This window comes from Microcystis sp. M015S2, assembly GCF_020245945.1.
GTDB lineage: Bacteria > Cyanobacteriota > Cyanobacteriia > Cyanobacteriales > Microcystaceae > Microcystis.
On record NZ_JADBTX010000043.1, the window covers coordinates 1 to 23,320 of the forward strand.

Annotated in this window: 24 protein-coding genes and 2 pseudogenes; 15 read left to right on the plus strand and 11 right to left on the minus strand. The window is 42.3% G+C overall.

Going from position 1 to position 23,320, the window contains the following annotated elements; translation table 11 throughout:
- Both IM473_RS08830 and IM473_RS08835 read left to right on the plus strand, forming a co-directional pair.
- The coding region (locus tag IM473_RS08830; RefSeq protein WP_502845925.1) for an Rpn family recombination-promoting nuclease/putative transposase at positions 1-495 on the plus strand (495 nt) is incomplete at its 5' end.
- Between the two features lie 22 nt (positions 496-517).
- A complete protein-coding gene (locus tag IM473_RS08835) occupies positions 518-736 on the plus strand; it encodes an RpnC/YadD family protein (protein WP_287659624.1) in 219 nt (72 codons plus the stop codon).
- Positions 737-800: 64 nt separating this feature from the next.
- Here IM473_RS08835 and IM473_RS22525 read toward each other — a convergent pair.
- From IM473_RS22525 to IM473_RS08855, 4 genes and pseudogenes are all read right to left on the minus strand, one after another.
- Positions 801-881, minus strand: a pseudogene (locus IM473_RS22525) (PEP-CTERM sorting domain-containing protein); the annotation flags it as partial.
- A gap of 67 nt (positions 882-948) precedes the next feature.
- Positions 949-2,148: an LL-diaminopimelate aminotransferase gene (locus IM473_RS08845; protein ID WP_287659625.1), complete on the minus strand. Its 1,200-nt coding sequence runs from the start codon at positions 2,146-2,148 to the stop codon at positions 949-951.
- 16 nt (positions 2,149-2,164) lie between these two features.
- Entirely contained in the window at positions 2,165-2,527 is a 363-nt protein-coding gene (locus IM473_RS08850) for a thioredoxin family protein (RefSeq protein WP_287659626.1), read from the minus strand.
- A 45-nt stretch (positions 2,528-2,572) separates the two neighbouring features.
- Complete coding sequence (locus IM473_RS08855) at positions 2,573-3,451, minus strand: ABC transporter permease (RefSeq protein WP_287659627.1); 879 nt, start codon at positions 3,449-3,451, stop codon at positions 2,573-2,575.
- A gap of 198 nt (positions 3,452-3,649) precedes the next feature.
- On the opposite strand from IM473_RS08855, the gene IM473_RS08860 reads away from it, so the two are divergent.
- Genes IM473_RS08860 through cobT form a run of 3 tightly spaced genes read left to right on the plus strand, consistent with a single transcriptional unit; the run spans position 3,650 to position 5,382 of the window.
- The gene (locus IM473_RS08860) at positions 3,650-3,883 is read left to right on the plus strand and encodes a hypothetical protein (protein WP_002739069.1); all 234 of its coding nucleotides are present in this window, start codon (positions 3,650-3,652) and stop codon (positions 3,881-3,883) included.
- The gene (locus tag IM473_RS08865) at positions 3,871-4,284 is read left to right on the plus strand and encodes a type II toxin-antitoxin system VapC family toxin (RefSeq protein WP_287659628.1); all 414 of its coding nucleotides are present in this window, start codon (positions 3,871-3,873) and stop codon (positions 4,282-4,284) included. The genes IM473_RS08860 and IM473_RS08865 overlap by 13 nt, the downstream gene beginning before the upstream one ends.
- Positions 4,285-4,308: 24 nt before the next feature.
- Complete coding sequence (cobT, locus tag IM473_RS08870) at positions 4,309-5,382, plus strand: nicotinate mononucleotide-dependent phosphoribosyltransferase CobT (protein WP_287659629.1); 1,074 nt, start codon at positions 4,309-4,311, stop codon at positions 5,380-5,382.
- 185 nt (positions 5,383-5,567) lie between these two features.
- Here cobT and IM473_RS08875 read toward each other — a convergent pair whose 3' ends face one another.
- Complete coding sequence (locus IM473_RS08875; RefSeq protein WP_287659630.1) at positions 5,568-8,189, minus strand: O-linked N-acetylglucosamine transferase, SPINDLY family protein; 2,622 nt, start codon at positions 8,187-8,189, stop codon at positions 5,568-5,570.
- Between the two features lie 247 nt (positions 8,190-8,436).
- Here IM473_RS08875 and IM473_RS08880 point away from each other — a divergent pair, with 247 nt between their 5' ends.
- The gene (locus tag IM473_RS08880) at positions 8,437-9,492 is read left to right on the plus strand and encodes a Fe(3+) ABC transporter substrate-binding protein (RefSeq protein WP_287659631.1); all 1,056 of its coding nucleotides are present in this window, start codon (positions 8,437-8,439) and stop codon (positions 9,490-9,492) included.
- Between the two features lie 188 nt (positions 9,493-9,680).
- Here the strand turns inward: IM473_RS08880 and IM473_RS08885 are convergent, their stop codons facing one another.
- From IM473_RS08885 to IM473_RS08905, 5 genes are all read right to left on the minus strand, one after another.
- On the minus strand, positions 9,681-10,295 hold the full coding sequence (locus IM473_RS08885; protein ID WP_287659632.1) for a DUF938 domain-containing protein: 615 nt from the start codon (positions 10,293-10,295) through the stop codon (positions 9,681-9,683).
- A gap of 289 nt (positions 10,296-10,584) precedes the next feature.
- Positions 10,585-10,776, minus strand: coding sequence for a hypothetical protein (locus IM473_RS08890; protein WP_287659633.1), 192 nt, complete (start codon positions 10,774-10,776; stop codon positions 10,585-10,587).
- Between the two features lie 142 nt (positions 10,777-10,918).
- Positions 10,919-12,253 (minus strand): TrkH family potassium uptake protein, encoded by a 1,335-nt coding sequence (locus IM473_RS08895; RefSeq protein WP_287659634.1) that lies wholly within the window; start codon positions 12,251-12,253, stop codon positions 10,919-10,921.
- Positions 12,254-12,262: 9 nt separating this feature from the next.
- Positions 12,263-13,411, minus strand: a complete 1,149-nt coding sequence (locus IM473_RS08900; protein WP_287659635.1) for a glycosyltransferase family 4 protein — start codon at positions 13,409-13,411, stop codon at positions 12,263-12,265.
- A 169-nt stretch (positions 13,412-13,580) separates the two neighbouring features.
- On the minus strand, positions 13,581-13,736 hold the full coding sequence (locus IM473_RS08905) for a DUF2256 domain-containing protein (RefSeq protein ID WP_002731581.1): 156 nt from the start codon (positions 13,734-13,736) through the stop codon (positions 13,581-13,583).
- Positions 13,737-13,772: 36 nt separating this feature from the next.
- Here IM473_RS08905 and IM473_RS08910 point away from each other — a divergent pair, with 36 nt between their 5' ends.
- Together IM473_RS08910 and IM473_RS08915 are read left to right on the plus strand one after the other, a co-directional pair.
- Complete coding sequence (locus IM473_RS08910) at positions 13,773-14,573, plus strand: RNA methyltransferase (RefSeq protein ID WP_287659636.1); 801 nt, start codon at positions 13,773-13,775, stop codon at positions 14,571-14,573.
- A gap of 27 nt (positions 14,574-14,600) precedes the next feature.
- Positions 14,601-15,782, plus strand: coding sequence for a serine hydrolase (locus IM473_RS08915; protein WP_287659637.1), 1,182 nt, complete (start codon positions 14,601-14,603; stop codon positions 15,780-15,782).
- Between the two features lie 3 nt (positions 15,783-15,785).
- Here the strand turns inward: IM473_RS08915 and IM473_RS08920 are convergent, their stop codons facing one another.
- Positions 15,786-16,052, minus strand: a complete 267-nt coding sequence (locus IM473_RS08920) for a glutaredoxin family protein (RefSeq protein ID WP_002750529.1) — start codon at positions 16,050-16,052, stop codon at positions 15,786-15,788.
- An 8-nt stretch (positions 16,053-16,060) separates the two neighbouring features.
- On the opposite strand from IM473_RS08920, the gene IM473_RS08925 reads away from it, so the two are divergent.
- From IM473_RS08925 to IM473_RS08960, 7 genes and pseudogenes are all read left to right on the plus strand, one after another.
- Positions 16,061-16,300: a hypothetical protein gene (locus tag IM473_RS08925; RefSeq protein ID WP_287659638.1), complete on the plus strand. Its 240-nt coding sequence runs from the start codon at positions 16,061-16,063 to the stop codon at positions 16,298-16,300.
- Between the two features lie 475 nt (positions 16,301-16,775).
- On the plus strand, positions 16,776-17,480 hold the full coding sequence (locus IM473_RS08930; RefSeq protein ID WP_287659639.1) for a Uma2 family endonuclease: 705 nt from the start codon (positions 16,776-16,778) through the stop codon (positions 17,478-17,480).
- A gap of 172 nt (positions 17,481-17,652) precedes the next feature.
- Positions 17,653-18,726, plus strand: coding sequence for a ParA family protein (locus IM473_RS08935; RefSeq protein WP_287659640.1), 1,074 nt, complete (start codon positions 17,653-17,655; stop codon positions 18,724-18,726).
- A pseudogene (locus tag IM473_RS08940) lies at positions 18,710-19,542 on the plus strand (HEPN domain-containing protein). The gene IM473_RS08935 and the pseudogene IM473_RS08940 overlap by 17 nt, the downstream one beginning before the upstream one ends.
- Positions 19,543-19,688: 146 nt before the next feature.
- Positions 19,689-21,407, plus strand: a complete 1,719-nt coding sequence (locus IM473_RS08950) for an ABC1 kinase family protein (protein ID WP_287659643.1) — start codon at positions 19,689-19,691, stop codon at positions 21,405-21,407.
- A gap of 36 nt (positions 21,408-21,443) precedes the next feature.
- Positions 21,444-21,821, plus strand: a complete 378-nt coding sequence (locus IM473_RS08955) for a hypothetical protein (protein WP_002801269.1) — start codon at positions 21,444-21,446, stop codon at positions 21,819-21,821.
- 129 nt (positions 21,822-21,950) lie between these two features.
- Positions 21,951-23,288 carry an anthranilate synthase component I gene (locus tag IM473_RS08960; protein ID WP_287659644.1) on the plus strand — a complete coding sequence of 446 codons (1,338 nt, stop codon included), beginning with the start codon at positions 21,951-21,953 and terminating at the stop codon, positions 23,286-23,288.
- Positions 23,289-23,320: the final 32 nt, after the last annotated feature.

The window sequence follows — 23,320 nt, forward strand, 5'->3', positions numbered from 1 at the left end:
GAAACTTTTCATTCCTTCCAAGTTATCCGTCTTTGGGAAGAAAAGACACCACAATTTTTCCATCATCCCGGTTTATTACCCTTTGCTGTCCTCAGCAATACCGATGACCCCGAACAGGTGTTAAGTCAGGTGTCCCGTTCTCTAGAAACTATCTCCCAAAAACAGGTGCAAAGCAATCTCGCAGCCGCCACCAGTATTCTCGCCGGGTTAGTATTAAATCGAGAGACGATTAAAAAAATCCTTCGGAGTGACATTATGAGAGAATCCGTCATCTATCAAGATATTTTAGAGGAAGGCGAGGAAAAAGGACGACAAGAAGGACGACAAGAAGGACGACAAGAAGGACGACAAGAAGGATTGCAAGAAGGCAAAGAAGAAAAAGCTCGACAAATTGCCCTAAAAATGCTATCTGCTGGTTTTTCTATCCCAGAAATCGCCCGATTTACTGATTTATCCCCCGACGCGATCGAGGAATTACAATCGAGAGACGATTAAAAATATTCTTCGGAGTGACATTATGAGAGAATCCGTCATCTATCAAGATATTTTAGAGGAAGGCGAGGAAAAAGGACGGCGAGAAGGCGAGGAAAAGGGACTACAAAAAGGTAAAGACGAAAAAGCTCGACAAATTGCCATGAAAATGCTATCTGCTGGCTTTCCTGTCCCAGAAATCGCCCAATTTACCGATTTATCCCCCGCAACTATCGAGGAATTACAAAGACAGCAGCACAATTAAAGCTTTTGACCGCAAAGGGTAGGGAATTAGGGAAATTTTAGACCTTCTCCCCACCCCACACCGATTAACGACGTTTAGCGAGGCGACGCACCACTAAACCACCATCTAGTATGCCTAGTCCGATAATACTAGAAGGTTCGGGAGTGGACACATTACCAATATCACCCGGAATATCAGCAGCAACAAGGCGAAAGTTATCCATTGCAGCATAACTACTGCTTAGAATATCGATTTGATCCCAAAAAAGCCCCAATTTTCTCCACGGCAGCCTCTAGAATATCGGGATCGTGAACTAAGGCAAAACGCACATAACCCTCACCACCCTTACCAAAACCGGAACCGGGGGAAACAGCGACACCAGTTTGGGCCACCAATTGCCGACAAAAATCGACGGAATTACCCGGCCAACTGGGGGGAATTTTCGCCCAAACGTACATAGTGGCGGCCGGGGTGGCAACTGGCCAACCGATGCGATTTAGGGCATTAATAAACACATCCCGGCGTTTTTGGAAGATAGCGACGGTTTCCTTGACCGAATCTTGATTACCGGTTAAAGCAGCGATCGCACCGTTGAGAATGCCCAAATACTGATTAAAATCAACCATAGCTTTAATCTGTCGCAAAGCCATAATTAACTGCGGGTTGCCAATGGCGAAACCGATGCGAAAACCACCCATATTATAGGACTTAGAAAAGGTAAAAAACTCGATCGAATTAGTTTTATCTCGATCGGCCTGTAAAATTGACGGGGGGGGCGATGTTCCCTCAAAAAAGATGTCTAGATAGGGAAAATCGTGGATTAAGACTAAATTATGCTGACGGCAAAAATCAACCGCTTTTTGAAAAAATGCCAAAGGTGCGATCGCTGTGGTGGGATTATGGGGATAACTCAAGACCATCAGCTTCGATTGTGCCAGCACTAGGTCAGGAATGTCTTCTAAAACCGGCAGAAAGTCATTTTTTGCCAAAATTGGCATTCCGTACATTTGACCGCCGGCAAGGGCAACACCGCCCAAATGGGAGGGATAACCCGGATCGAGGAGCAGGGCAAAATCTCCGGGGTTGAGAATGGCCAAAGGTAGATGGGCCGTGCCTTCCTGAGAACCAATTAGGGGTAAAACCTCCGTTTCCGGATCGACGGGGACACCAAAGCGATCGCTATACCAGTTAGCGGCAGTTACTCGGAAGTCTCTGGTCCCATTATGGAGTAAATAGCCGTGGGTGTGAGGATCGTGGAGAGATCGCTCAATAGCATCGATAACATGGGGAGCAGCCCCAAGATCGGAGGAACCGAGCGAAAGATCGATAATGACATTACCCGCTTCTCTACTGGCAGCTTTTGCCCGATCCATATCAGCAAAAACGTTGGATTGTAGTGCCTGTAAGCGGTGTGCTAGGGTTAAGTTATTCATAACCACAGATACCTAATTAGCTGACATAGGTATCGATAAAAGATTGTAATTGTTGTTTGCCGATCGCCCCTTCATGAGTGGCAATAATTTCGTTATCTTTAAAGATGCGTAAAGCAGGAACACCTTTAACATCACATTTAGCCACCGAGTTGGGGTTAGGGTCTATTTCTAGTTTAACTACTTTTAGCCGTTCGCCGTAGGTTTTCGCTACCCAATCGATCGAGGGGGATACCAGACGGCACGGACCGCACCAACTCGCCCAAAAATAGACTAAAACGGGTTTTTCGACCTCAAAAACCTCTTTGTCAAACTTCTGATCGCTAATGACAGTTACGCTACTCACAGTATTTATTTCCTCACCATCGTTACTGATCATCATAGAGGTTCTGGGTAATTTTCGGCAATTATCCACTTCTACGCTTCCTTAAACATTAGGATTAAAGACATCGCGTAAACCATCACCGATAAAATTAATACTTAACACTGTGATCACGATAGCCAGAGCCGGAAAAATGACCAAGTGGGGGGCAGTTGTCAAGTAATCTTTAGCTTTAAATAACATTTGTCCCCAAGTCGGCACATCGGGGGGGAAACCCAAACCCAAAAAACTCAGGGTTGACTCGGTAATAATCGCATTACCCACGGCTAAAGTGGCCGCCACGATAATCATTCCCAAAACATTAGGCAATAAATGCACCCAGATTAAACGGAAAGGAGTGGCCCCCAAAGCAATCGCAGCCGAGACAAACTCCATCTCGCGTAATTTTAAAAAATTTCCCCGCACCAATCGCGCCACCGACATCCAATTTAAACCCCCGATTACTAAAACCACGAGGATAAAAATACCCGTTTCCGGTCCGGCGATTTTTTTGATACTATCGCGAAATAGATAGACAATCAGTAAAAGTAGGGGTAATTGGGGCAAAGATAGGAATAAATCCGTTAATCGCATCAATAAGCCATCGATTGCGCCCCCGTAAAACCCGGAAATAGCCCCGATCGCCGTCCCTAGAATAATCGCAACTATCATAGCAGCAATCCCCACCGCTAGGGAAATTCGACCCCCCACCAAAATCCTCGCCAATTGATCCTGGCCCAGATCGTTAGTGCCGAAAAGATGTTTTAAACTAGGGGGAGCAGTGGTTTGACTAAAATCAATGGTATTGATGGGGACCCGATAAAAAATCGGACCGAATAGGACGGCAAGAATAATTATAATTAATGCGATCGCTCCTATTGTTGCCAGGGGATCTCGGTAAAAACGTCGCCAAGTATCGATAATTGCAGAAGACAGGGGAGACATAAGCTGTTAAGTGTTTAAATTACTTTTTGAGACGAGGCACTCTTGCATTAGGGGAGATTCCGCTAATCTAAGAATAAACGGTTTAAATGAGTCTTTTTAGTCTGCTGTATTTTAGGTAAAATCTCAAGATGAGTCCCTTTATTGAAGGAACCGTTGTGTTATAGTATAACTCAAGTTCAGAAAATAGAGAGTAAAACTATGACTGTTAAAGAACTTATTCAAACAGCAATTGATAATTTACCTGAAGAACAACTAGATGAACTTTATCAATTAATTAAAAATTTCACCGCCAGCAAAAACAACTTATTAGAAGAAAAACCATCCTTATTCAAACGTCATTTTCCAGTTGAGAATATGGTGGGTAAAGCTAAAATACTAGGTGATATGGTCAGTCCTATTGTAGATGAAGAAGATTGGGAATGTCTGAAGTAATTGTGCTTGATACTCATATTTGGTTGTGGTTAATAAATGGCAATTTTGACAGATTTCCCGAGCATTGGCTAGAAAAATTTGAGTTAGCAGAATCTCTCGGAGTTTCCCCCATTTCTTGCTATGAAATAGCCCTTGCTAACCAACGGGGGAGATTAGAATTAAGTTATCCCCTTCAAGAGTGGATTCAACAAGCTTTAACAGTAGCTAAAATAGATATATTTTCAATTACCCCCGAAATTGCCATTAGAGCCGTTAATTTATCTCCCATTCACAAAGATCCTTTTGACCGTATTATTATGGCTACAGCCCTAGCATACGGGGCAAAACTGGCTAGTATTGATAACTTATTTTCTAAATATGTTGAAATCAAAGATCATCTCATGGAGAGAGGGAAATCGTGATAAGTAAGAGGACAAAATCAACAGATGATTAAAATTTACACGGAAATCGAACGGGGGCAAAATTGGTTAGAGCGCCATCAAAAATCTTCTCCGATATTTGCCCTAGTTTTAGGTTTTACCGAGACAGGATTAATCCCCGGAATCTCCACCGCCGGTGCTACCCCGGAAGATAGAAAATATACAGCGATCGCCGATGCCGAATTTATCGTTAAAGGAGTTTCTCCCCATCCCCGTTATCCCCTACCACCCCTAACGGTGGGAGCCTCCCCTGCCTATATTACCCGCGCCGTGGTGGAAAAATTAGCCATTCCCGTCCGGGTTTTTAACGCCGGTTTACCCTTGCCCCCGGCCGTCGATTATATCGAACTGGGGGGACAACCGGCCCGTTGTCTCTCCACCGGCCGCGCCCTAGATTTCGACATAGTAAAACACCTGTTCGCCCAAGGACTAACCTGGGGAGAAAAATTAGCCCGCGAGTCTAGTTATCTAATTATCGGCGAGTGTGTGGTCGGTGGCACCACCACCGCCCTCGCCATCCTCACCGGATTGGGTTATCGAGCCAACGGCAAAGTTAATAGCAGCCATCCCCATTGCAATCATGCTCAGAAACAGGCAATAGTTGAGCAGGGATTAGCCCGAAAAGAAATTTTTGATCCTTTTGAGGTAATCGCCGCCCTAGGCGATCCTCAGCAGATTTTCGTCGCTGGCATGGCCATCGCCGCCAGTCGGCAGGGTGGGGTACTCCTCGCCGGAGGAACCCAAATGTTAGCCGTTTCTGCCCTAATTAAAGCTCTAGTGGCTAAATATGCCTATCCAGTTAACTGGGAAAATATCATCGTCGGCACAACTCGCTGGGTAGCGGAAGATAAAACGGGGGATACGGTGGGATTAGCCCGAATGATCGGAAAAGTGCCTTTATTATCCACAAAATTAGACTTTTCTGCCTCTAAATACCCGGTTTTGCAAGCTTATGAACAGGGTTTCGTCAAAGAGGGAGTCGGTGCGGGGGGATGTGCGATCGCTGCTTGTCTGTACCAAAATTGGACTAATCAAGATTTGCTCAAGGCGATCGAAAATTTAATCGGGTTTCAACTATAGCGGTAAGCGCTTGAGTGAGATACAGACCAAGCCTTGCCTAGCATGGTTTATAGCTCGTGACACTGTACTTCATACGACTGCACACCGCTATATAGCAGTTATCTTAATAATAAGGTAGGAAGTTTTCGTTTTGGGGAGTCGGTCGTCGGATGTGAGTTTTTTAAATTTTATCTAGCTCTAAAGTTTTATTTACCTTCTCCTACTAGAGATTGATAAAATCTTTCTAGACTTTCTACAGAGGTTTGATCGTTAAATACTGTATCGATATTCACTTTAGTATAATCTTTGATTGTTTGTCGCCATTGATTATCTAAACCTAAACGGATAGCAATTTCAAGATAGTGATTTTTATCCTTAGCAATTGTCTCGGTTATGCCCAACTTTTTCAAGATAGCATAGGAATGTCTTCCGCGCATAAATTCCCCGGGACAGGTAACAACTGGAAGCTGACAGGCAATTGCTTCGAGGGTGGTATTTCCTCCCGACCAACTTAAGTTATCTAAATAGATGTCTGCTAATAAGTTAAGCTGAAAATAATCATTTTGTTCTAATTGTGGCATCATTACCCCGTAATTTTGCCAATTGAGTCCATACTTATTAAAAGCTTGACTTAATCTCGACTGAAAGCAATGGGTCACAAATTCGCTACGATGGCAGATAAAAATAAATTGGCTGTTGGGAACTTGTCGAGCAATTCTAGGAAAAATATCGTCATTTTCTGGCAGATATTTAAATAAACTTTGACAGTTTAAGTAGATGATTTTATCCTCGGCTAATCCCATCTCTAAACGAGTTTTTCTCTGGGGAGGAAGGGAAGGTTTGGGATAGGCAATACCTAAATTAGATAAGCGAATTAATTTTTCACTGTAGTGATTATCTCCCTCGGTGGGTTCCATTAATTCACTGGAGATAAAATAATCAATGGTTGGTAATCCTGAGGTGATTGGATGTCCCCAAGTTACACATTGTACTGGAGCTAAACGCAATCCTGCTAGTTGGGTAGTACGAGCATCCATACCAATATCTAAATAAACCAGAATATGTAACTGATTATCTAAAATATGTTGAGCAATTCTTTCTATATTGACCAGATTATCAAACTGATAAAAATAATCACTTTGCTCTTGATATTCTCTCGTAAAATTATCGAAGGTGTTATTAATATCTATTCCATAACAATAAATTTCAAATTGTTCTCGATTTCGCCACTGCAACCATCCTTGAAAAAGTTTCGCTACTGTGTGATGACGCAAGTGAGCAGAAATATAGCCAAGACGGATTTTTCTCGTAGGCATGGTTAGGGTTTTCACCCAATTAGGAAAGTTAACCGAGGCAATTTTATAAACTAATTCTCCATATTTTTTTTGTAGTTCTAAATCATTTTTGGCTTGATATTGAAGATAAAAATTAGTTCTTAATCCAATACTTTTCCAAGCCTTTTGTTGTTGATTATTAGTGTTTAAATCAAGGTTTTCCAAGATATTATCTAACCGTTTCTCGTAGTTTGATCGATATTGCATAATATCGGCTTGAGTTGTGTAAACTATTGGCATTAAACGCATTAATTCTAACTTCAGAGATAGGTGATCGGGAAGATACTCTAAGGCCGATTTAGTTGCTTGAATTGCCACCTTGATCGGATAATTATTTTGTAGTAACCAAATTAGGCGCAAATGTAAATCAATATTTTCTGGATGATAGCTAATGCCTTTTTTATACACTTCCAAAGCTTGTTTTTCTTCTTTAAGAATGAGATAGCAATGGGCGCAATTTAAATAAAAGTTGCTGTCCTCTATTTTAATTGCTAATAATTTTTGATAATAGTTTAATGCTAATTGATAGAGGTTTCTTTGATAAAAATAATCACCTGAGTAAAGATCCGCTCTTTTTTGGTCAGCTTGCAGAATTTCCCAAAGGGAGAGATTTTGACTAATTTCTCGTCTATCTCCTGCCAGTTGTTGGGCCTTTTTATAAGCATTTTTTGCCTCTGTCCAAGCTTGTTTAACTAAATAGACATTGCCTAAATTGATATAGAAAGGATAAAAATCAGCCTGGTTATTAATTCCCTGCTGATAGATTTTTTCGGCTGACTCTAGCTGCCCTAGTTTATAAAATAAATTGCCCAGTTTATTATAAGCATCGACAAAATTAGCCTTGAGATCAATCGCTTTTTGATAAGCTGATAAAGCTAGATTTAAACGTGATTGTTTTTCTAGCACCATGGCCATAGTATAATGATATAAGGCTTGATTTTCCTCTAAGTTGATGGCTCGTGCCAAACAGTTAAAAGATTCTGTTAGTCGGTTAATTATATAGTATAAATATCCTAAATCGTGCCAGATGTAAGCTAATTGTTCACGCCAAGATAAAATTCTTAAGTAAAAGTCCTCAGCTAAAGTATATTCTCGCCGATTAATTGCCTCTTGCACCTCTTGAAGACAGGAGTTTATCACCGTCAGGGCATAATTTTCTATCTCTTCATCCCCTTCTATTTCTTCTAATTCTAGCCACTGGAGATAGATTAATTTAGCTTCGGCAAACTGCCAGCAATCGAGATTTCTAATTATCTCTTTTTTGAGGAGCATAATTAAATCCTGACTGGACTCTGATTGTAATAGCCAAAATAACCAAATTTCTTGCGCTGTTGCTTGCTGCCCTAGCAGCAAATAAGCTAATCCCAGATAGGGATAATAATCAGTCACTTCCGGATGAACCGCCAGTGCTTGCTGACAAAATAACAATAATTGATTATAGTCTCCCGATGCTAACATTAGCTCGATCGCTTGTTGGTGATTACTGTTGATCATTATTTTGACTCTCGCTGCTTTTATTCCACAATACCCTCGATCGAGCTTAGGGTAACATTTTGGGCTTATTGAACTTAACTAGCGATAGATTCGAGGATTTATTAGCCTCATTAAAACAAAAAACCCTGATTTTACCTTGATTTTACCCCATCTACCGCCCTAGCCCAACAAATAATTTTTCGCACAGATAAGAATTATTCTCAATAGCTGTACAATAGGAAAAGACAACTTTACCAAGAATCGAGCAATGAACGATAAAATAACTCGTAGAGTCTTTCTAGGCGCGGGAACAGCCACCTTAGCGTTAGCAGTGGGTCAATTAGGGAAAATAAACGAGGTTTCTGCCCAAACTAATCAATTAAACCTCTATTCCTCCCGTCACTACAACACCGACCGACGATTGTATGACAACTTCACCCGACAAACGGGAATAAAAATTAACCTCGTGGAAGGGGAAGCAGACCCATTAATCGAACGGATCAAAAGCGAAGGCCGCAATAGTCCTGCCGATATACTCCTGACGGTAGATGCCGGGAGATTATGGCGGGCCGACCAACAGGGAATTTTTGCCCCGGTCAATTCCCGCATTCTCACCCAAAGAATTCCCGCTAATTTGCGTCACCCCAAAGGTCACTGGTTCGGGTTTAGTAAACGCTTGCGGGTAATCATGTATAACAAAGACAGAGTTAACCCCAGAGAAATCGATTCCTATGGAGATTTAACCAATCCCAAATGGAAAGGAAAAGTCGTCACCCGGTCATCTAGTAACATCTATAGTCAATCTTTTACCGCTTGGTTAATCGACATCCAAGGAGAAGCGGCCGCAGAAAAATGGTGTCGGGGATTAGTGGCTAATTTTGCCCGTTCACCCCAGGGTAATGATAAGGCACAAATCGAAGCTGTAGCCGCAGGAATTGCCGATTTAGCCCTAGCTAACACCTATTACTTAGCGGGGTATGCCGAAGAAAAAGACCCCGCTAAACGGGCAATTTATGACCAAGTAGGCGTAATTTTCCCCGACCAAACAGGGCGCGGCGCTCACGTTAATATTAGCGGTGGTGGTTTAATTAAAACCGCCCCCAATCGAGAATCGGCCATTAAATTTTTAGAGTATCTTTCTAGCAATGAAGCACAGAACTTTTTTGCTAAGGGTAATCAAGAATATCCCGTCGTTCGAGGAGTTCCTTTAGACCCTGTTCTGGCAAAACTCGGACGCGGGAAAGAAGATACCGTTAGTGTGGCTAATTATGGTCCTAATTTAGCCAAAGCAGTACAGGTAATGAATCGCGCTGGTTGGAAATAAGTTATCAGTTATCAGTTATCAGTGAGAATTATGAATTATGAATTATGAATTATGAATTAGGAAGTTAGGAAAATTGAAGATATATTTTGGGTTCGATCCCCCCTGCCCCCCTTGATAAGGGGGGTGCCGATAGGCGGGGGGATCCCCCTTAATAAGGGGGCATCTGACAGTTTTTAACACCTAACCACTTATGTTAAGGCAAATAAAACCGAGAGATTATTAGCGGGCATAGGAATTACTTCTAACAATTGTAAACCTCGATCGCTCGCTTCTTGCACCACATCTTCTAAATTCCTAACTCCCCAAGCAGAGTTTTGAGAACGGAGAGAAAAATCAAAGCTTTCATTACTAGGAGAAGTATGTTTTCCCTGTCGTTTATAGGGACCATAAAGATAGAGAATTTCCCCCGAACTGAGAATGCGACTCGCTCCTGCCATTAAAGCTAAACAAGCGGACCAGGGGGCGATATGAATCATATTAATATTAACAATGGCATTAATAACGATATTTTCCTTCTCTACCGCCCAAACTGACTGATGAACATCGATAAATAGGGGGCGAGCGAGATTGGAACTAGGACAATAATCGCACCAACTGCGAATACTATCTAGAGCCAGAGGGTGACAATCCGAGGGAATCCAACGACAAGGAGCAAGACGAGGAGCAAAAAAAACAGCGTGTTCACCCGTGCCGCTAGATATTTCTAGGATATTCCCAGTCTTTGGTAAAAATTGGCTAAGAACTTCTAAAATCGGCTGACGATTGCGTTCTGTTGCTGGAGCGTATTGACGTAAATCAGACATAATTAGGCTTTGCGGCAAAAAGTTTGTTGGTGGGGTTAGGAGTCGGTCGTCAGTAGCCAGTCGTCGGGAGGGGAAGTCAGAATAACAGAATGACCTCGCACGTCTGGAAGCGGAACCCTTCGAGACTGCCAATAGTGGTCGCGTCCAGTGCTAGGGCGATTCTTTCTATAGTTATAGGCAGTAAACTGATGACCCACACTAACAAAGGTGCAAAACAACTGCTTATCTCAAGAGTGCTGCGCTTTTCTCCTTTTTTCGCTTTCCAGGACTCATACCATTCTTTCAGTCTCTACCTGACTGTGTTGGGTTTTTCCTCGTTGACTGCCGCAATCAACCTCGACACCTGAGTCAAACTGCTCGATTTGGTCATGACCATGCCAAAACTCCAAGTTGCCAATCCGATAGCTTGCGGTATTGACAAATGGGGCAGATGTTCTGATTCTATGCACGACCACTGCTTGAGATATTTGTTGTTTAGCATTGTCTTTCACGATGCTCCTCTAAATCTCTAGCTTGGTTTTCTCACCATGAGTATGTGACTGCTCACCTCTTTGTAATAAACCTACACCTGTAAGCGATAGGCGGGGGGAGCTGAGAGTTTTTAACACTTACCTACTTATTAATTATCCCACTAAAAGGTTTTCTTCGGGGTAATTAATAACTGTTGGTTTCGGATCGCCGATAATAGCCGCTATTAAAAGTATAACTCCTACCCGTCCCAAATACATCATAAAAACAATAATTAACTTAGAAATCGGTGATAAAGCGGCAGTTATACCCATAGATAGGCCGACAGTTCCAAAGGCAGAAACTACCTCAAAAAACAGTTGAATCATTTGAAAATCTGTCTCCACAAATGAGATAGCTAGGGTGGAGATAATAATCGCTATAACCGAACCAAAAACCACCGCCATTGACTTTAAAATTAACGGCGTGGGAATGCTCCTTTGATAGAGAGTAACTTCTTCACGGCCTCTTAAAACCGAGCGGGTACAGTTGTATAAAATCCTAAAGGTTGTGGTTTTAATACCGCCCCCTGTACCGCTAGGACTGGCACCAATAAACATCAAAGCCATGGTAATTGATAAACCTTCTACGGAAATTTTACCAATATCAATGGTATTAAATCCTGCTGTTCTCGATGTTACCGATTGGAACCAAGCAGCCAGCAATTTATCTTTAATTGATAAATTAGCCAAAGTGTCACCATTTCCCTGTTCAGTAAGTAGAAAAGCCAAGGTTCCTATCACTAATAAAAATATAGTTGTGCTGATAGCAACTTTGTAGTTAAGGGAAAAAACAAAGCCTTTTCGTTTATATTGAAAGCGGTAAATAAACCAAGTGTAAAACTCGATAATTACCTGATAACCGATACCTCCAAAAATGATCAATCCTGTGATCGATAAGTTAATAATAATTGAAGACTGATAGGACATCAAGTTATCTTTAAACAAGCCAAAACCGGCATTATTCCAAGCACTAATACTATGAAATAAAGATAACCACACCGCATACCTAAAATCATACTTTTGGGCGAAGACAGTTAACATAACCAAAGTTGCTGTTAACTCAAAAACTAGAGTAGTAGCAATGACTGATTTCATTAAACTTTGACTACCTTGTAGGAAAGGTCGATCGAAAGATTCCTGAATCGCTAACTTCTGTCTCAGGTCAAATTTTCGCCCAATTAATAACATTAAAAAAGTGGTAGTGGTCATATATCCCAACCCCCCCACCTGCACTAATAAAGCAATAAATAATTGACCCCAAAAAGAAAAATAAGTCCCCGTATCTACTACTGCTAAACCCGTTACACAGACAGCAGAAGTGGAGGTAAAGAGGGCAACAATTGGGTCATTCCAAGTGCCGCTAGTGGTAGAAACAGGCAACATCAACAGGGAAGTTCCCGCTAAAATTACCGCAATAAATCCCAAGCAAATTGTCCGGGCAATCGTCATATAAATTCCTTAGTGAAAGTAGCTAAGAGAAGATTGTTTTTTGGCTAACACTTCTTGATAAACTAACTGTAAGCGGTCAATATTTTTGCTAAGAGTATAAGAGTCTAAAACTCTTTGACGGGCTTTTTGTCCTAAAATTGTGGTTAATTCGGGATGATCTCGTAAGACAGGCAAGAGAGTTTTTAATTGGGTAATTAGTCCTTTAGTATCTAGAACTATTCCCGCACCTTTTAACACTTCCCCATCGGCCCCCACATCCGTAGCCAGACAAGCAACACCGCAGGCCATCGCTTCTAAGAGGGAAATCGATAAACCTTCCACTAATGAGGGTAAAATAAAGCCGTCAACCCCGCGCAAAATTTCAATTCGTTTATTTTCATCGCCGATAAAACCTAACCAGATAATACCATCTTCTTCTCCATAAAAAGGTTTGAGGGAAGGAGTCAACGGGCCATCACCAACAATGAGCAGTTTGCATCTATCCCCTAAATTGGTTTTTTTCCAGGCTTTCAATAAAGATTCTACATTTTTCTCTGGCATGATCCGACCGAGATAAACAAATAAACAATCGGCATTATATTGAGATTTAATATTCGATGGTCCTGGACAATACTTATTAATATCAACCCCATTGGGAATAATTGCTAATTTTTCTTCGGGAACTCCCAATTTAACTAAAAAATCCCGTTGAGAGGTGGAAAAAATAATTACTTTATCGTAATTAGCTAAAAAAGGGGCGTGTAGTTGGTAGGTTAATAATTGGGTACTGGAGATGAGATTGCGAATTTTACTATCAAAAGCCGGGTGAAAAGTCGCCACCAGAGGCAAATCTAAGGACTCACAAATTTCCGGTAGCAGAAAATCGAGGGGAGACAGGGGTAAGGACGCATGAACTAGATCGGGTTTCAGTTCCCTGAGTTTATCCTGTAGAACCCGACTCGATTTCAGGGTGGGAATAGTATAGACTTGGGAACTATAGAGACGTGGCAGGGTGATTTCGTCGTAAAAGTCCGGCCAATCGCTGACGGTGGGTTTTTCGGAAGAAAAATGTAGAAAACTGACTTGATAATCTCGATCGAGCAGGGAATTAGTCACTTCTCGCCCATAGGTAACGTTACCGCAAAAAGGAGATTTTTTTCCTAACCAGGCAATGTGCATTGAGATTCTCTTAAGAAAAAGTTAATTTAGCCAAGTATCAGCTTACTAAATTAGCCGTAAAATTAAAAGCTAATAGAGTACCCAAGCAAAATTAATTACCCATCTAAGTCCTCAGCTAAAAATTGCCTTTTGCAAGAGTGCCTATTTGATAGTTAAAATTCTCGGTTTTTTACTGATTGGCCGAGGACTTGCGACGACGACAGCGTTCTGAACAGTATTTGACCTCATGCCAACAATTTTGCCACTTTTTGCGCCAAGTAAACGATAAACCGCAAACGGGACAAATTTTACTGGGAAGATCGGACTTCGAGAGCTGACGTGCCATGATTAAAATTAAAAAGTCAAAAACTGCGCCTTATCTATGAGTGTAGATGAAAATAATCAGAGTTCCCCGCTCGATCGCCTGAGAATTATTTTAGTTGAACCAGCTGGAGCCTTAAATGTGGGTTCCACTGCCAGAATTATGCGGAATATGGGCTTAAGTCGCTTAATTATCGTCAATGCTGCCTGTGATATCCTTGCAGAAGAAGCGCGACGCATGGCAGTACACGGAATTGAAGTCCTAGAAAACTGTTCACGGGTAGCCACCCTTGGGGAAGCTTTGCAGGGTTGTCATCGCATCATTGCCACCACCTCAAAACCCCGTCACCTGAATACTCCCCTGGAAACACCCCGGACTGCCTTACCCTGGTTACTCACCCCTAACCTGGAATCGGCCTTAATTTTCGGGCCAGAAGACCGGGGTTTAAGTAACAGCGAACTGAACCACGCCCAGCGTTTTGTCGGTATTCCCGCTAATCCTCAATATTCCTCCCTCAATCTCGCCCAAGCGGTGGCGGTTTGCTCCTACGAACTGTACCAAATGGCGACGGAAAATAGGCTCGAACCCCGGTTAGAAACGCCCCCTAATGCCACTTTTGAGGCTCTAGAAGCCTATTATCAGCACTTAGAGAGCTTTTTGCTCAAAATTGGCTATCTTTACCCCCACACCGCCGCCGCTAGGATGGAGAAATTCCGGCAATTTTATCATCGGGCCCGGCCCACGGTGGAGGAATTAGCCCTGCTGCGGGGTATTATCGGTCATATTGAAAGTATCGGGCAACTTTTTCTCGGTCTTGATAGTCTCAAGGGCAAGAAAAAAAAATCTCCTAGCGATCGATAATAAATCTGGATACCCTTGAGGAAAACCGTGACTCGTCAAGTAACTCGTCGTCCTACTAAAGTCCAATCCGGCCCTGGGTCCCCTAAGTCCATGGACTCAAACAATAAAAAAAGGTCTTTACCAGTTAAAAAGTCGCAAAAACAGCGTAAAAATAACCTAATCGCCTCTTTTATCCTTCAGGTTCTTCGCTTCTCTATCCTTGGTGTCGGTTTAGGTGCGATCGCTGGTACGGTTTTAACGGTGGTGGATCCGAGCAAATTACCCCTACATCCAAAACCCACCGCTACTAATTCCCCGACTCCCCAACCCGTCACCCCAAAACGGACCACCTTAGTCTTAAACGAAAATCTCAGCAGCCTCAACCAGAAATTACAGGCTTTAGCGGTCAAATATCCGAAATTACAGGCGGGAGCTTTATTTATTGACCTCGATAACGGTGCTTACGCTAATTTTCGCGGAGATACTATTTTTTCCGCCGCTAGTACGATTAAAATCCCGATTCTGGTGGCCTTTTTTGAAGATGTGGATGCGGGGAAAATTCGTCTCGATGAAACCCTTGTGGCCAGTAAGGATGTCCTGGCCAGTGGGTCTGGGGATATGCAGTATCTAGGATTGAATAAAACCTATACTGCCCTAGAAACCGCCACTAAAATGAACGTAATTAGCGATAATACCGCTACTAATATGTTAATCAAGCGCATGGGCGGCAAAAAGGCTCTTAATCAGCGTTTTCAAGCTTGGGGTTTGACCAGTACGGTAATTAATAACCCTTTACCAGACTTGGAAGGAACCAATACCACAAGTCCGAGAGATTTGGTGACAATCTTAGGAAAAGTTAATCAAGGGGAATTACTCAGTTTACGTTCCCGCGATCGTCTATTGAATATTATGCAGGAAACGCGCACTCGCACCCTGCTGCCGCAAGGTATCGAGAAAGCCGCCGATATTGCCCATAAAACCGGTGATATTGGCTCGATGTTAGGGGATGCGGGGATTATTGATATGCCCAACGGCAAACGCTATCTAGGGGCAGTGATGGTGAAACGTCCTCACAATGATAGTAACGCTAGGACTCTGATTCAACAAATATCGCGCACGGCCTACCAACACTTTAAATGGTATCAAACTCAACCCGCAGCCAAACCGCAACCAGTCGCCCAGTCTTCTCCCTCTCCTAGTCCGGTCCCTAGTCCTAGTCCGGGTAATTAGCCCCTAGGTTAAATTATTGGCTAAAAGACGGGCCAATTGTTCGGCATTTGCCCGGGGGGAAAGACGAGGAAGGATTTTTTCCCCCGTGGCCAGTTTTTGACAGAGAACGGGGATTTCGTACTGATAAGCGTTAAACCAATCCTCTCGACTGGTAATGTCCCTAATTTCTAACTGCCACTCCGGTTGACGGATTTTTTCTAGTTTTTCTAGCAACCCTTCGCAAAGATGACAGTCCGGTTTACTGTATAAAATTAGTTCTATGGTAGTCATAAATATTTATGTTCATTACCTCCACGATTAGTCTCTCATCAACAATTCTACAAACTCCCACACCCACACCGACTTTAAATAATAATTTAGTTAATTCAGGTAGTCAAGATCTAGTCTATATCGGTGTGTTTCTTCTGGCAATTACCCTAGTTGTGGTTATTGGTATTATAAATAAGAAAATTGAATATGCTCTCATTTTTGCCGCCACTCTCACTGTTATTTTAGTTGCTTTTTTCTGGTTTTTATAAGTCCTTCAACTAAGGGAATTGAGGGCAAATCCCCCTTAATAAAGCTTGACGGATTTCGTTGATTCACCTTCACCGAATTGTTAAGTAATTCGAGTTCAGACTTGACAAAAATCTCCCTAGGACCGAGCGGAAGATTAAGGGCTGCATCCCACATTTGCAGAAATACCGACAATCAGCAATTATCAGTGACTATTAAATTGGTACAAAAATATGAACAATCGCGTGTAAGCATCTCACCGAAAAACTAATGCGCTCCGGGGTTTGGGGGGTAGAACCCCCCAAAAGCTTGGATTGAGTGATAAAACCGAAAGTAACGGCCGATTTTAGGAGAAAGTTTCCCCTTAAAAATCGCAACTTAGTCGATTTACAAAAATGAGATGTACCCCAAGCAAAACGATCGGACTTATAATATAAGTGTATTGATTGTGGCTTGTTGCTAGAATCACCCCAAATTGACTCAATGGGTTTATAAACGATGACAACCCTAGATATTGCTACCGATATTGTCTGTCCTCCCACCGATTTATGGAGTGATGAACCACCCTTGGAAAGTGATCTGCATTTACAACAAATTATTTTATTATTATCTTGTCTTGATTGGCTCTGGCAAGATAGAAACGATTACTATGCCTCGGGCAATTTGACTATTTATTATAACGAAAGACAACTGAAACAGCGAGATTTTTGTGGACCAGATTTTTTCGTGGTTTTAGATACGGAGAAACGTCCCAGGAAAAGTTGGGTCGTCTGGGGAGAAGGGGGTAAATATCCCAATGTAATCATCGAAATTCTCTCCGATTCCACCGCTAATGTGGACAGAAAAGCCAAAAAGGAACTATATCAGCATACTTTCCGGACTCCTGAGTATTTTTTGTTTGATCCCAATACTTTAGAATGGCAAGGATTCACTTTAATCGAGGGACAATACCAACCGATTACCCCCAATAAAAACGGTTATTTATGGAGTAAGCAACTAGGATTATATTTAGGGATTTTTGCCAATAAATTGCGCTATTTCACCGAATCGGGTGAATTGGTTCCCACCCCTCAAGAGTCAGCCCGACAGGAAAGATTAGCCAAAGAACAGGAAAGATTAGCCAAAGAAAGAGAACAACAACGGGCGGAAAAATTAGCCCAAAAGCTGCGAGAATTGGGCATTAATCCCGATGAAATTGCTTAAATATCTGGTTGGGGGTGTTAGGGTGGAAACCATGGCGCAATTTTTCCTTAATTGCTAGGCATTAAAACGAGTAATCCGAAACTCTGATTCTAGCCTAGAAATCATGGCAAAATCTCCACACTGATGTTACAATAATGACCAAAGGCAACAATCTTCAAATATAATTAATGCCATGGTGCAAAAAATAGCTTTTTTTAATCATAAAGGTGGAGTGAGCAAAACTACAACCACTTTTAACCTTGGTTGGATGCTTGCTGAGAAGGGCAAAAGAGTAATTATTGTCGATACCGATCCCCAATGTAACTTAACTGGTATGGCTTTGACTAATGAAAGTGAAGATAGGGAGGAAAGACTACAAGCCATCTACAATACTTACTCTAATATTAAAACAGCTTTAGCACCTGCTTTTGAGTCTCAACCGAGATTAATCGAAGCTGTGGACTGTATTCCTATTGATGGTCGTGATGACTTATTTTTACTGCCTGGTCATGTGGGATTAGCTGAATATGAAGTTACCCTAGGTATTGCTCAAGAACTTAGTGGGTCAATTCAGGCTTTAAAAAATCTCCCCGGTGCGATTACATATTTATTAGACAAAACTGCCGAAAGATTTCAAGCTGACTATATTTTAATCGATATGAGTCCCAGTTTGGGGTCAATCAATCAAAATATACTGATGACCAGTAACTTTTTTATTGTGCCAACCGCAGCGGATTTTTTCTCAGTTATGGCTATCGATTCTCTAACTAAAATCTTGCCTAAGTGGTATCAATGGGCCAAGGCAGCTAGTGCTTTACCAATTCTCAAAACAGCCAACTATCCCTTCCCCGAAGTTAACCTACATTTTTTGGGAACTATTGTTCAGAACTATCGAATTATTCGGAGGAAAGAAACACAAGCTTTTCAAAAATGGATTAACACAATCGAGGAAAATATCAGCGATAAAATGATTCCAGCCCTAAAAAAAAATGCCATGATGTTACCTGATTCGATGTACAATGAGAATGGTGTACCAGACTGCTGTACTCTAGTAAAAATCCCTAATTTTAATAGTCTTATTGCTTTATCCCAAGAACATCAACGGCCTGTTTTTGCGTTAACTGATGAACAATTGCGCTCGGCTAAATGGCAAGGTAAAGTATTGGATAAAGCTCAAGAAAAACAAGAAGACTTTAAGAAGATTTTTGCTGAATTGGCAGACAAAGTTATCGGTCTTACCTCCGAGATTTATGCAGTTAGCAATTGAACAATTTCGCCTTAGCATTGCTCGCGTTCGTGACTTAATCGCTATCCACAATTCTCTCAAATCTCAGACTACTCCCGCCCCAGATGTATCGGATATCCTCAGAGCCGCTTTAGTCCTGACTGTGAGCGCTTTAGATTATTATATTCACGAAGTGGTTACTCTAGGAATGCTAGAAATTTATCGAGGCCAACGTTCAGAACCCTCTGCCTTTTCTCGTTTTAAAGTCTCCTTGAATGGCGCACGACAAGAACGATTGATAGCTATTAGTATTGGCTCTTGGTTAGAGAACGAAATTCAACAAAACTACGGTTCTTTTTTTGGTCAAGAATCTCGCTCAATTTCCGAGGTACTACCAATGATTGAAAATCTCCTCACCAACAAACTTAATAGTAATCATTGGCTAGAGGCTGAAATTAGAGAAAAACTCAGCTATGAAAGCTATCAACAACCGAACAAGATAGCGGATGCCATTAGACTAATTTCAGCCAAGGAATTGTGGAAAGAAGTGGCCAGCAAACTAAATATAGCGGTGTGCAGTCGTATGAGGTACAGTGTCACGATCTATAAACCATGCTAGGCAAAGCTTGGTCTGTATCTCACTCAAGCGCTTACCGCTATAAACCAGCCAAAGATATTAAAAGCCAACTTAGCGCAATTGTTGATCGAAGGAATAAAATCGCCCATGAAGCTGATATAGACCCGAGTTATGGTATTGGTAGTCGCTGGAATATCGATGAAAATATGGTTAATGATGCCGTTAACTTTATAGAACAGCTTGTTGAAAATATCCATCAGGTACTTGAGGACATCCACTAGCCGAAAATTTCCCCGGCAGTCCATCCATAAATACTTATGATTTCTCTGGGAATTATAACAATTATTAAATAATGTGTAGTTTTGTATACTGATGTCAGGAACTTAGATACAATATCAAGTGGTGTAAGATATATAGAGATTAGCTAGTGAGTCGGCATCAAGACAGTCAAACTGACCGGAAACGAGAAGAAACACAGTTCACTCCTTACAGTGCAGAAGCGATCGCTCAACAATACCGTTACAAACCTTGGCAATTGTTCGGTCGCGCTTTCGTGATTATTTGGTCTTTAGGATTATTTCTCCTCAGTCTCCTCTGGGACAAATGGACAAAGCAAGAAGAAGCCAATAAATACAGGCGTGCCAGCGAACTTAGGCAAATTCTCACCCGTTTGGGTCCCACCTTCATCAAAGTCGGTCAAGCTCTCTCTACCCGTCCCGACCTCGTTCGCAAAGACTTTTTAGACGAATTAGTTAAACTGCAAGACCAACTTCCCCCCTTCGATAACCACATCGCTTTTGCCCTTATCGAGACAGAATTGGGGATGCCTGTAGAAAAAGCCTATCGAGAAATATCCCCCACCCCCGTGGCTGCCGCTAGTTTAGGACAGGTTTACAAAGCTATTCTACCCACCGGCGAAGAAGTAGCCGTTAAAGTGCAAAGACCGGGGCTGCGGTCGCTTTTAAGCCTCGATTTATACCTAATGCGCTGGGCTGCCCAAAAATTCGGTCGTTTATTACCCCTCAATCTCGGCCACGACCTCACCCTGATTGTCGATGAATTCGGCACCAAACTGTTTGAGGAAATCGACTATCAAAACGAAGGTCGCAACGCTGAAAAATTCGCCACCAACTTCCAAAATAACCCCGAAGTTAAAGTTCCCAGTATCTACTGGCGTTATAGTGGTCGCCGCGTCCTCACCCTGGAATGGATTGATGGCTATAAACTCACCGATACCGAGAACATCAAAGCTTTAGGATTAGACCCCAATAGTATCGTTAAAATCGGCGTAACCTCGGGATTACAGCAACTCCTCGAACACGGCTTTTTCCACGCTGATCCCCATCCGGGTAATCTTTTCGCCACCTTTGATGGTCGCATGGCCTATATCGATTTTGGCATGATGGACCAGTTAGAGGAGGAAACTAAAGAAACCCTCGCTAGTTGCGTCGTCGATTTAATTAACAAAGACTACGAAAACCTAGCCGCCAACTTTGTCAAACTGGGATTTTTAACCCCAGAAACGGATATAAAACCAATTATTCCGGCTCTAGAACGGGTTTTAGGCAATGCCATCGGTCAAAGGGTCGGTGACTTCAATTTCCGCACTATTACCGATGATTTCTCCGAATTGATGTACCAATATCCCTTCCGGATTCCCGCCAAATTCGCCCTGATTATTCGTTCCCTCGTCACCCAAGAAGGGGCAGCCCTCACCCTCGATCCTAACTTCAAAATCGTCCAAGTGGCCTATCCCTACGTCGCTAAACGTCTCCTGACCGGGGAATCACCCCAACTGCGCCGGCGTTTACTGGATGTACTGTTCAAAGACGGTAAATTTCAGTGGCAACGCCTAGAAAACATGATTACAATGGCTCGATCGGAAAGTAACTTCGATTTACTGCCCACCGCGCAATTAGGCATCACTTTTCTTTTCTCGGAAGAAGGTCGTTATCTGCGTCGTCAATTGCTATTAGCTTTAACGGAAGATGACCGTCTCCACACGGCCGAAGTGCAACGTCTCTGGGGTTTAATTCAAGGAGAATTGCAACCGCGGCGACTCTTGGATGTGGCCATGAGCGCTTTTCGGGAATTATCCTCCCAAGGTGTGGCCGCTGTCCTTCCGCGAGAAACCAGTTCGCGTTAAAGTGTTTAAGGTCATCATCGGTTAATCACTTTTTCTATGGATTATTATTTTCTGCCCCAACCGCCCTATTTTCTGGTTGTTGCCGGTTTATTTATCGGTATTACCTGCGGGGCCGCTTTTGAAGCTAGTCTCAAGCAAGTGGTTAACAATTGGTATAAAAATAAGGGTTCAGACGATCAAAATCTTTTAAAATCCAGTTCCTTACAAATTCCTTTTATTGGTATTTGTGTAGGGATCTGTCTTTTCCTGGCCTCGGGATTAGATATATTTATTCTCAATGGTTGGGTTGCCTACGCTATCTCTCTCCCGATGACTATCTTTATTGGTGGTTTGGTTTGGAGTCAGTTAGGGGAATTATTAGGCCAATTACAGCGCGGCGGTTCTAAAGAAATTGACCTCGATTATCGGGGATAATTAGGAAGCAGCAAACATTTAGGACTAAGATAATAGGTGTTAGCAGATAGGAAAGATCAACTCCCCCACAACTAACACCAAAACCCTAGTTATACCCAATTTCCCAGCTATTTTGGCCCGCGATTTTAGATGCAAAAACCTTTAGCATGGCATTGGCGATCGCTTCCTCTGCATCAGCGCACTGGTTCCGAGGTTTTTGCCTGCTTATTCTCCCAAGATGCGATCGCTACCTTACTAGAAAGTCCCTATCCGGGTAATTCCCTCTCCCGTTACTCTCTTTGTGCTGGTTCCCCGCGTCAGCTTTGGACCCCCGCACTGGGCGAAATTTTGCCCTTTTTAAGCAGTTTACTCCCCCAACCCCGATGTGATCATCTTCCCGATCATCTTCCCTTCCATGGTGGTTGGTTGGGGTGGTTAGGCTACGATTTAGCTTGGGAAATAGAAAAATTACCCGACAGGAAAGCTGATAGTCTCCCTTTTCCCGTCGCTTATTGGTATGAACCAGATAGTTTTGCCCTTCTCGATCACCAAGCACAAATTCTCTGGTTAGCTGCCACTAAACCTGAAGATTTAGATAAATACGAACAATCTTTAACCACTAACCCCGATTTTGAGTTTATCGATCCCCATCCCTCTCCCTTAATCTTTTATACTTCTCAACTCGACTACGAAAAAGCTGTTAAAAAAGCCTTAGACTATATCAGAAAAGGTGATATTTTTCAAGCAAATTTATCCCTAAGATTTCAAAGCACAACTAAGGCAAAAGGATGGCAAATTTATCGCAGTTTACAACAGATTAACCCTTCTCCTTTTGCCAGTTATTGGCGTACCCCTTGGGGAGAAATGATTAGTTGTTCTCCCGAAAGATTGGTGAAATTAGAAAGAGGAATAGCCAGCACTAGACCAATCGCTGGAACTCGTCCCCGGGGTAAAACCGAGGCACTCGATCAACAATTAGCCGAGGAACTATTAACTAATAAAAAAGAACAGGCCGAGCATATTATGCTAGTGGATCTAGAACGTAATGATCTAGGTAGAGTTTGTGAATGGGGATCGGTTTATGTGGATGAATTACTGACGATCGAGCGTTATAGTCACGTTATGCACTTGGTCAGTAATGTTCAAGGAAAATTAGATAAAAAGTATCATGCTATTGATTTAATTAAAGCTCTTTTCCCCGGGGGAACAATTACCGGTTGTCCGAAAGTTCGTTGTCTAGAAATTATCGAAGAATTGGAACCGATGCGACGCAATTTATTCTATGGTTCCTGTGGCTATATTGACCTACGGGGTCATTTAGATTTGAATATTCTCATCCGTACCCTATTAATGACTGCTCAAGGGAATTTAAACACCGTTTGGGGACAAGTGGGAGCGGGAATAGTTGCCGATAGCGATCCCGAAAAAGAATGGTTAGAATCCCTTCATAAAGCTGAGGCACAATTAATCGCTTTACGTTCTTTTTAATTGTTGATTTCAACAAACTAACCTATTGTTGC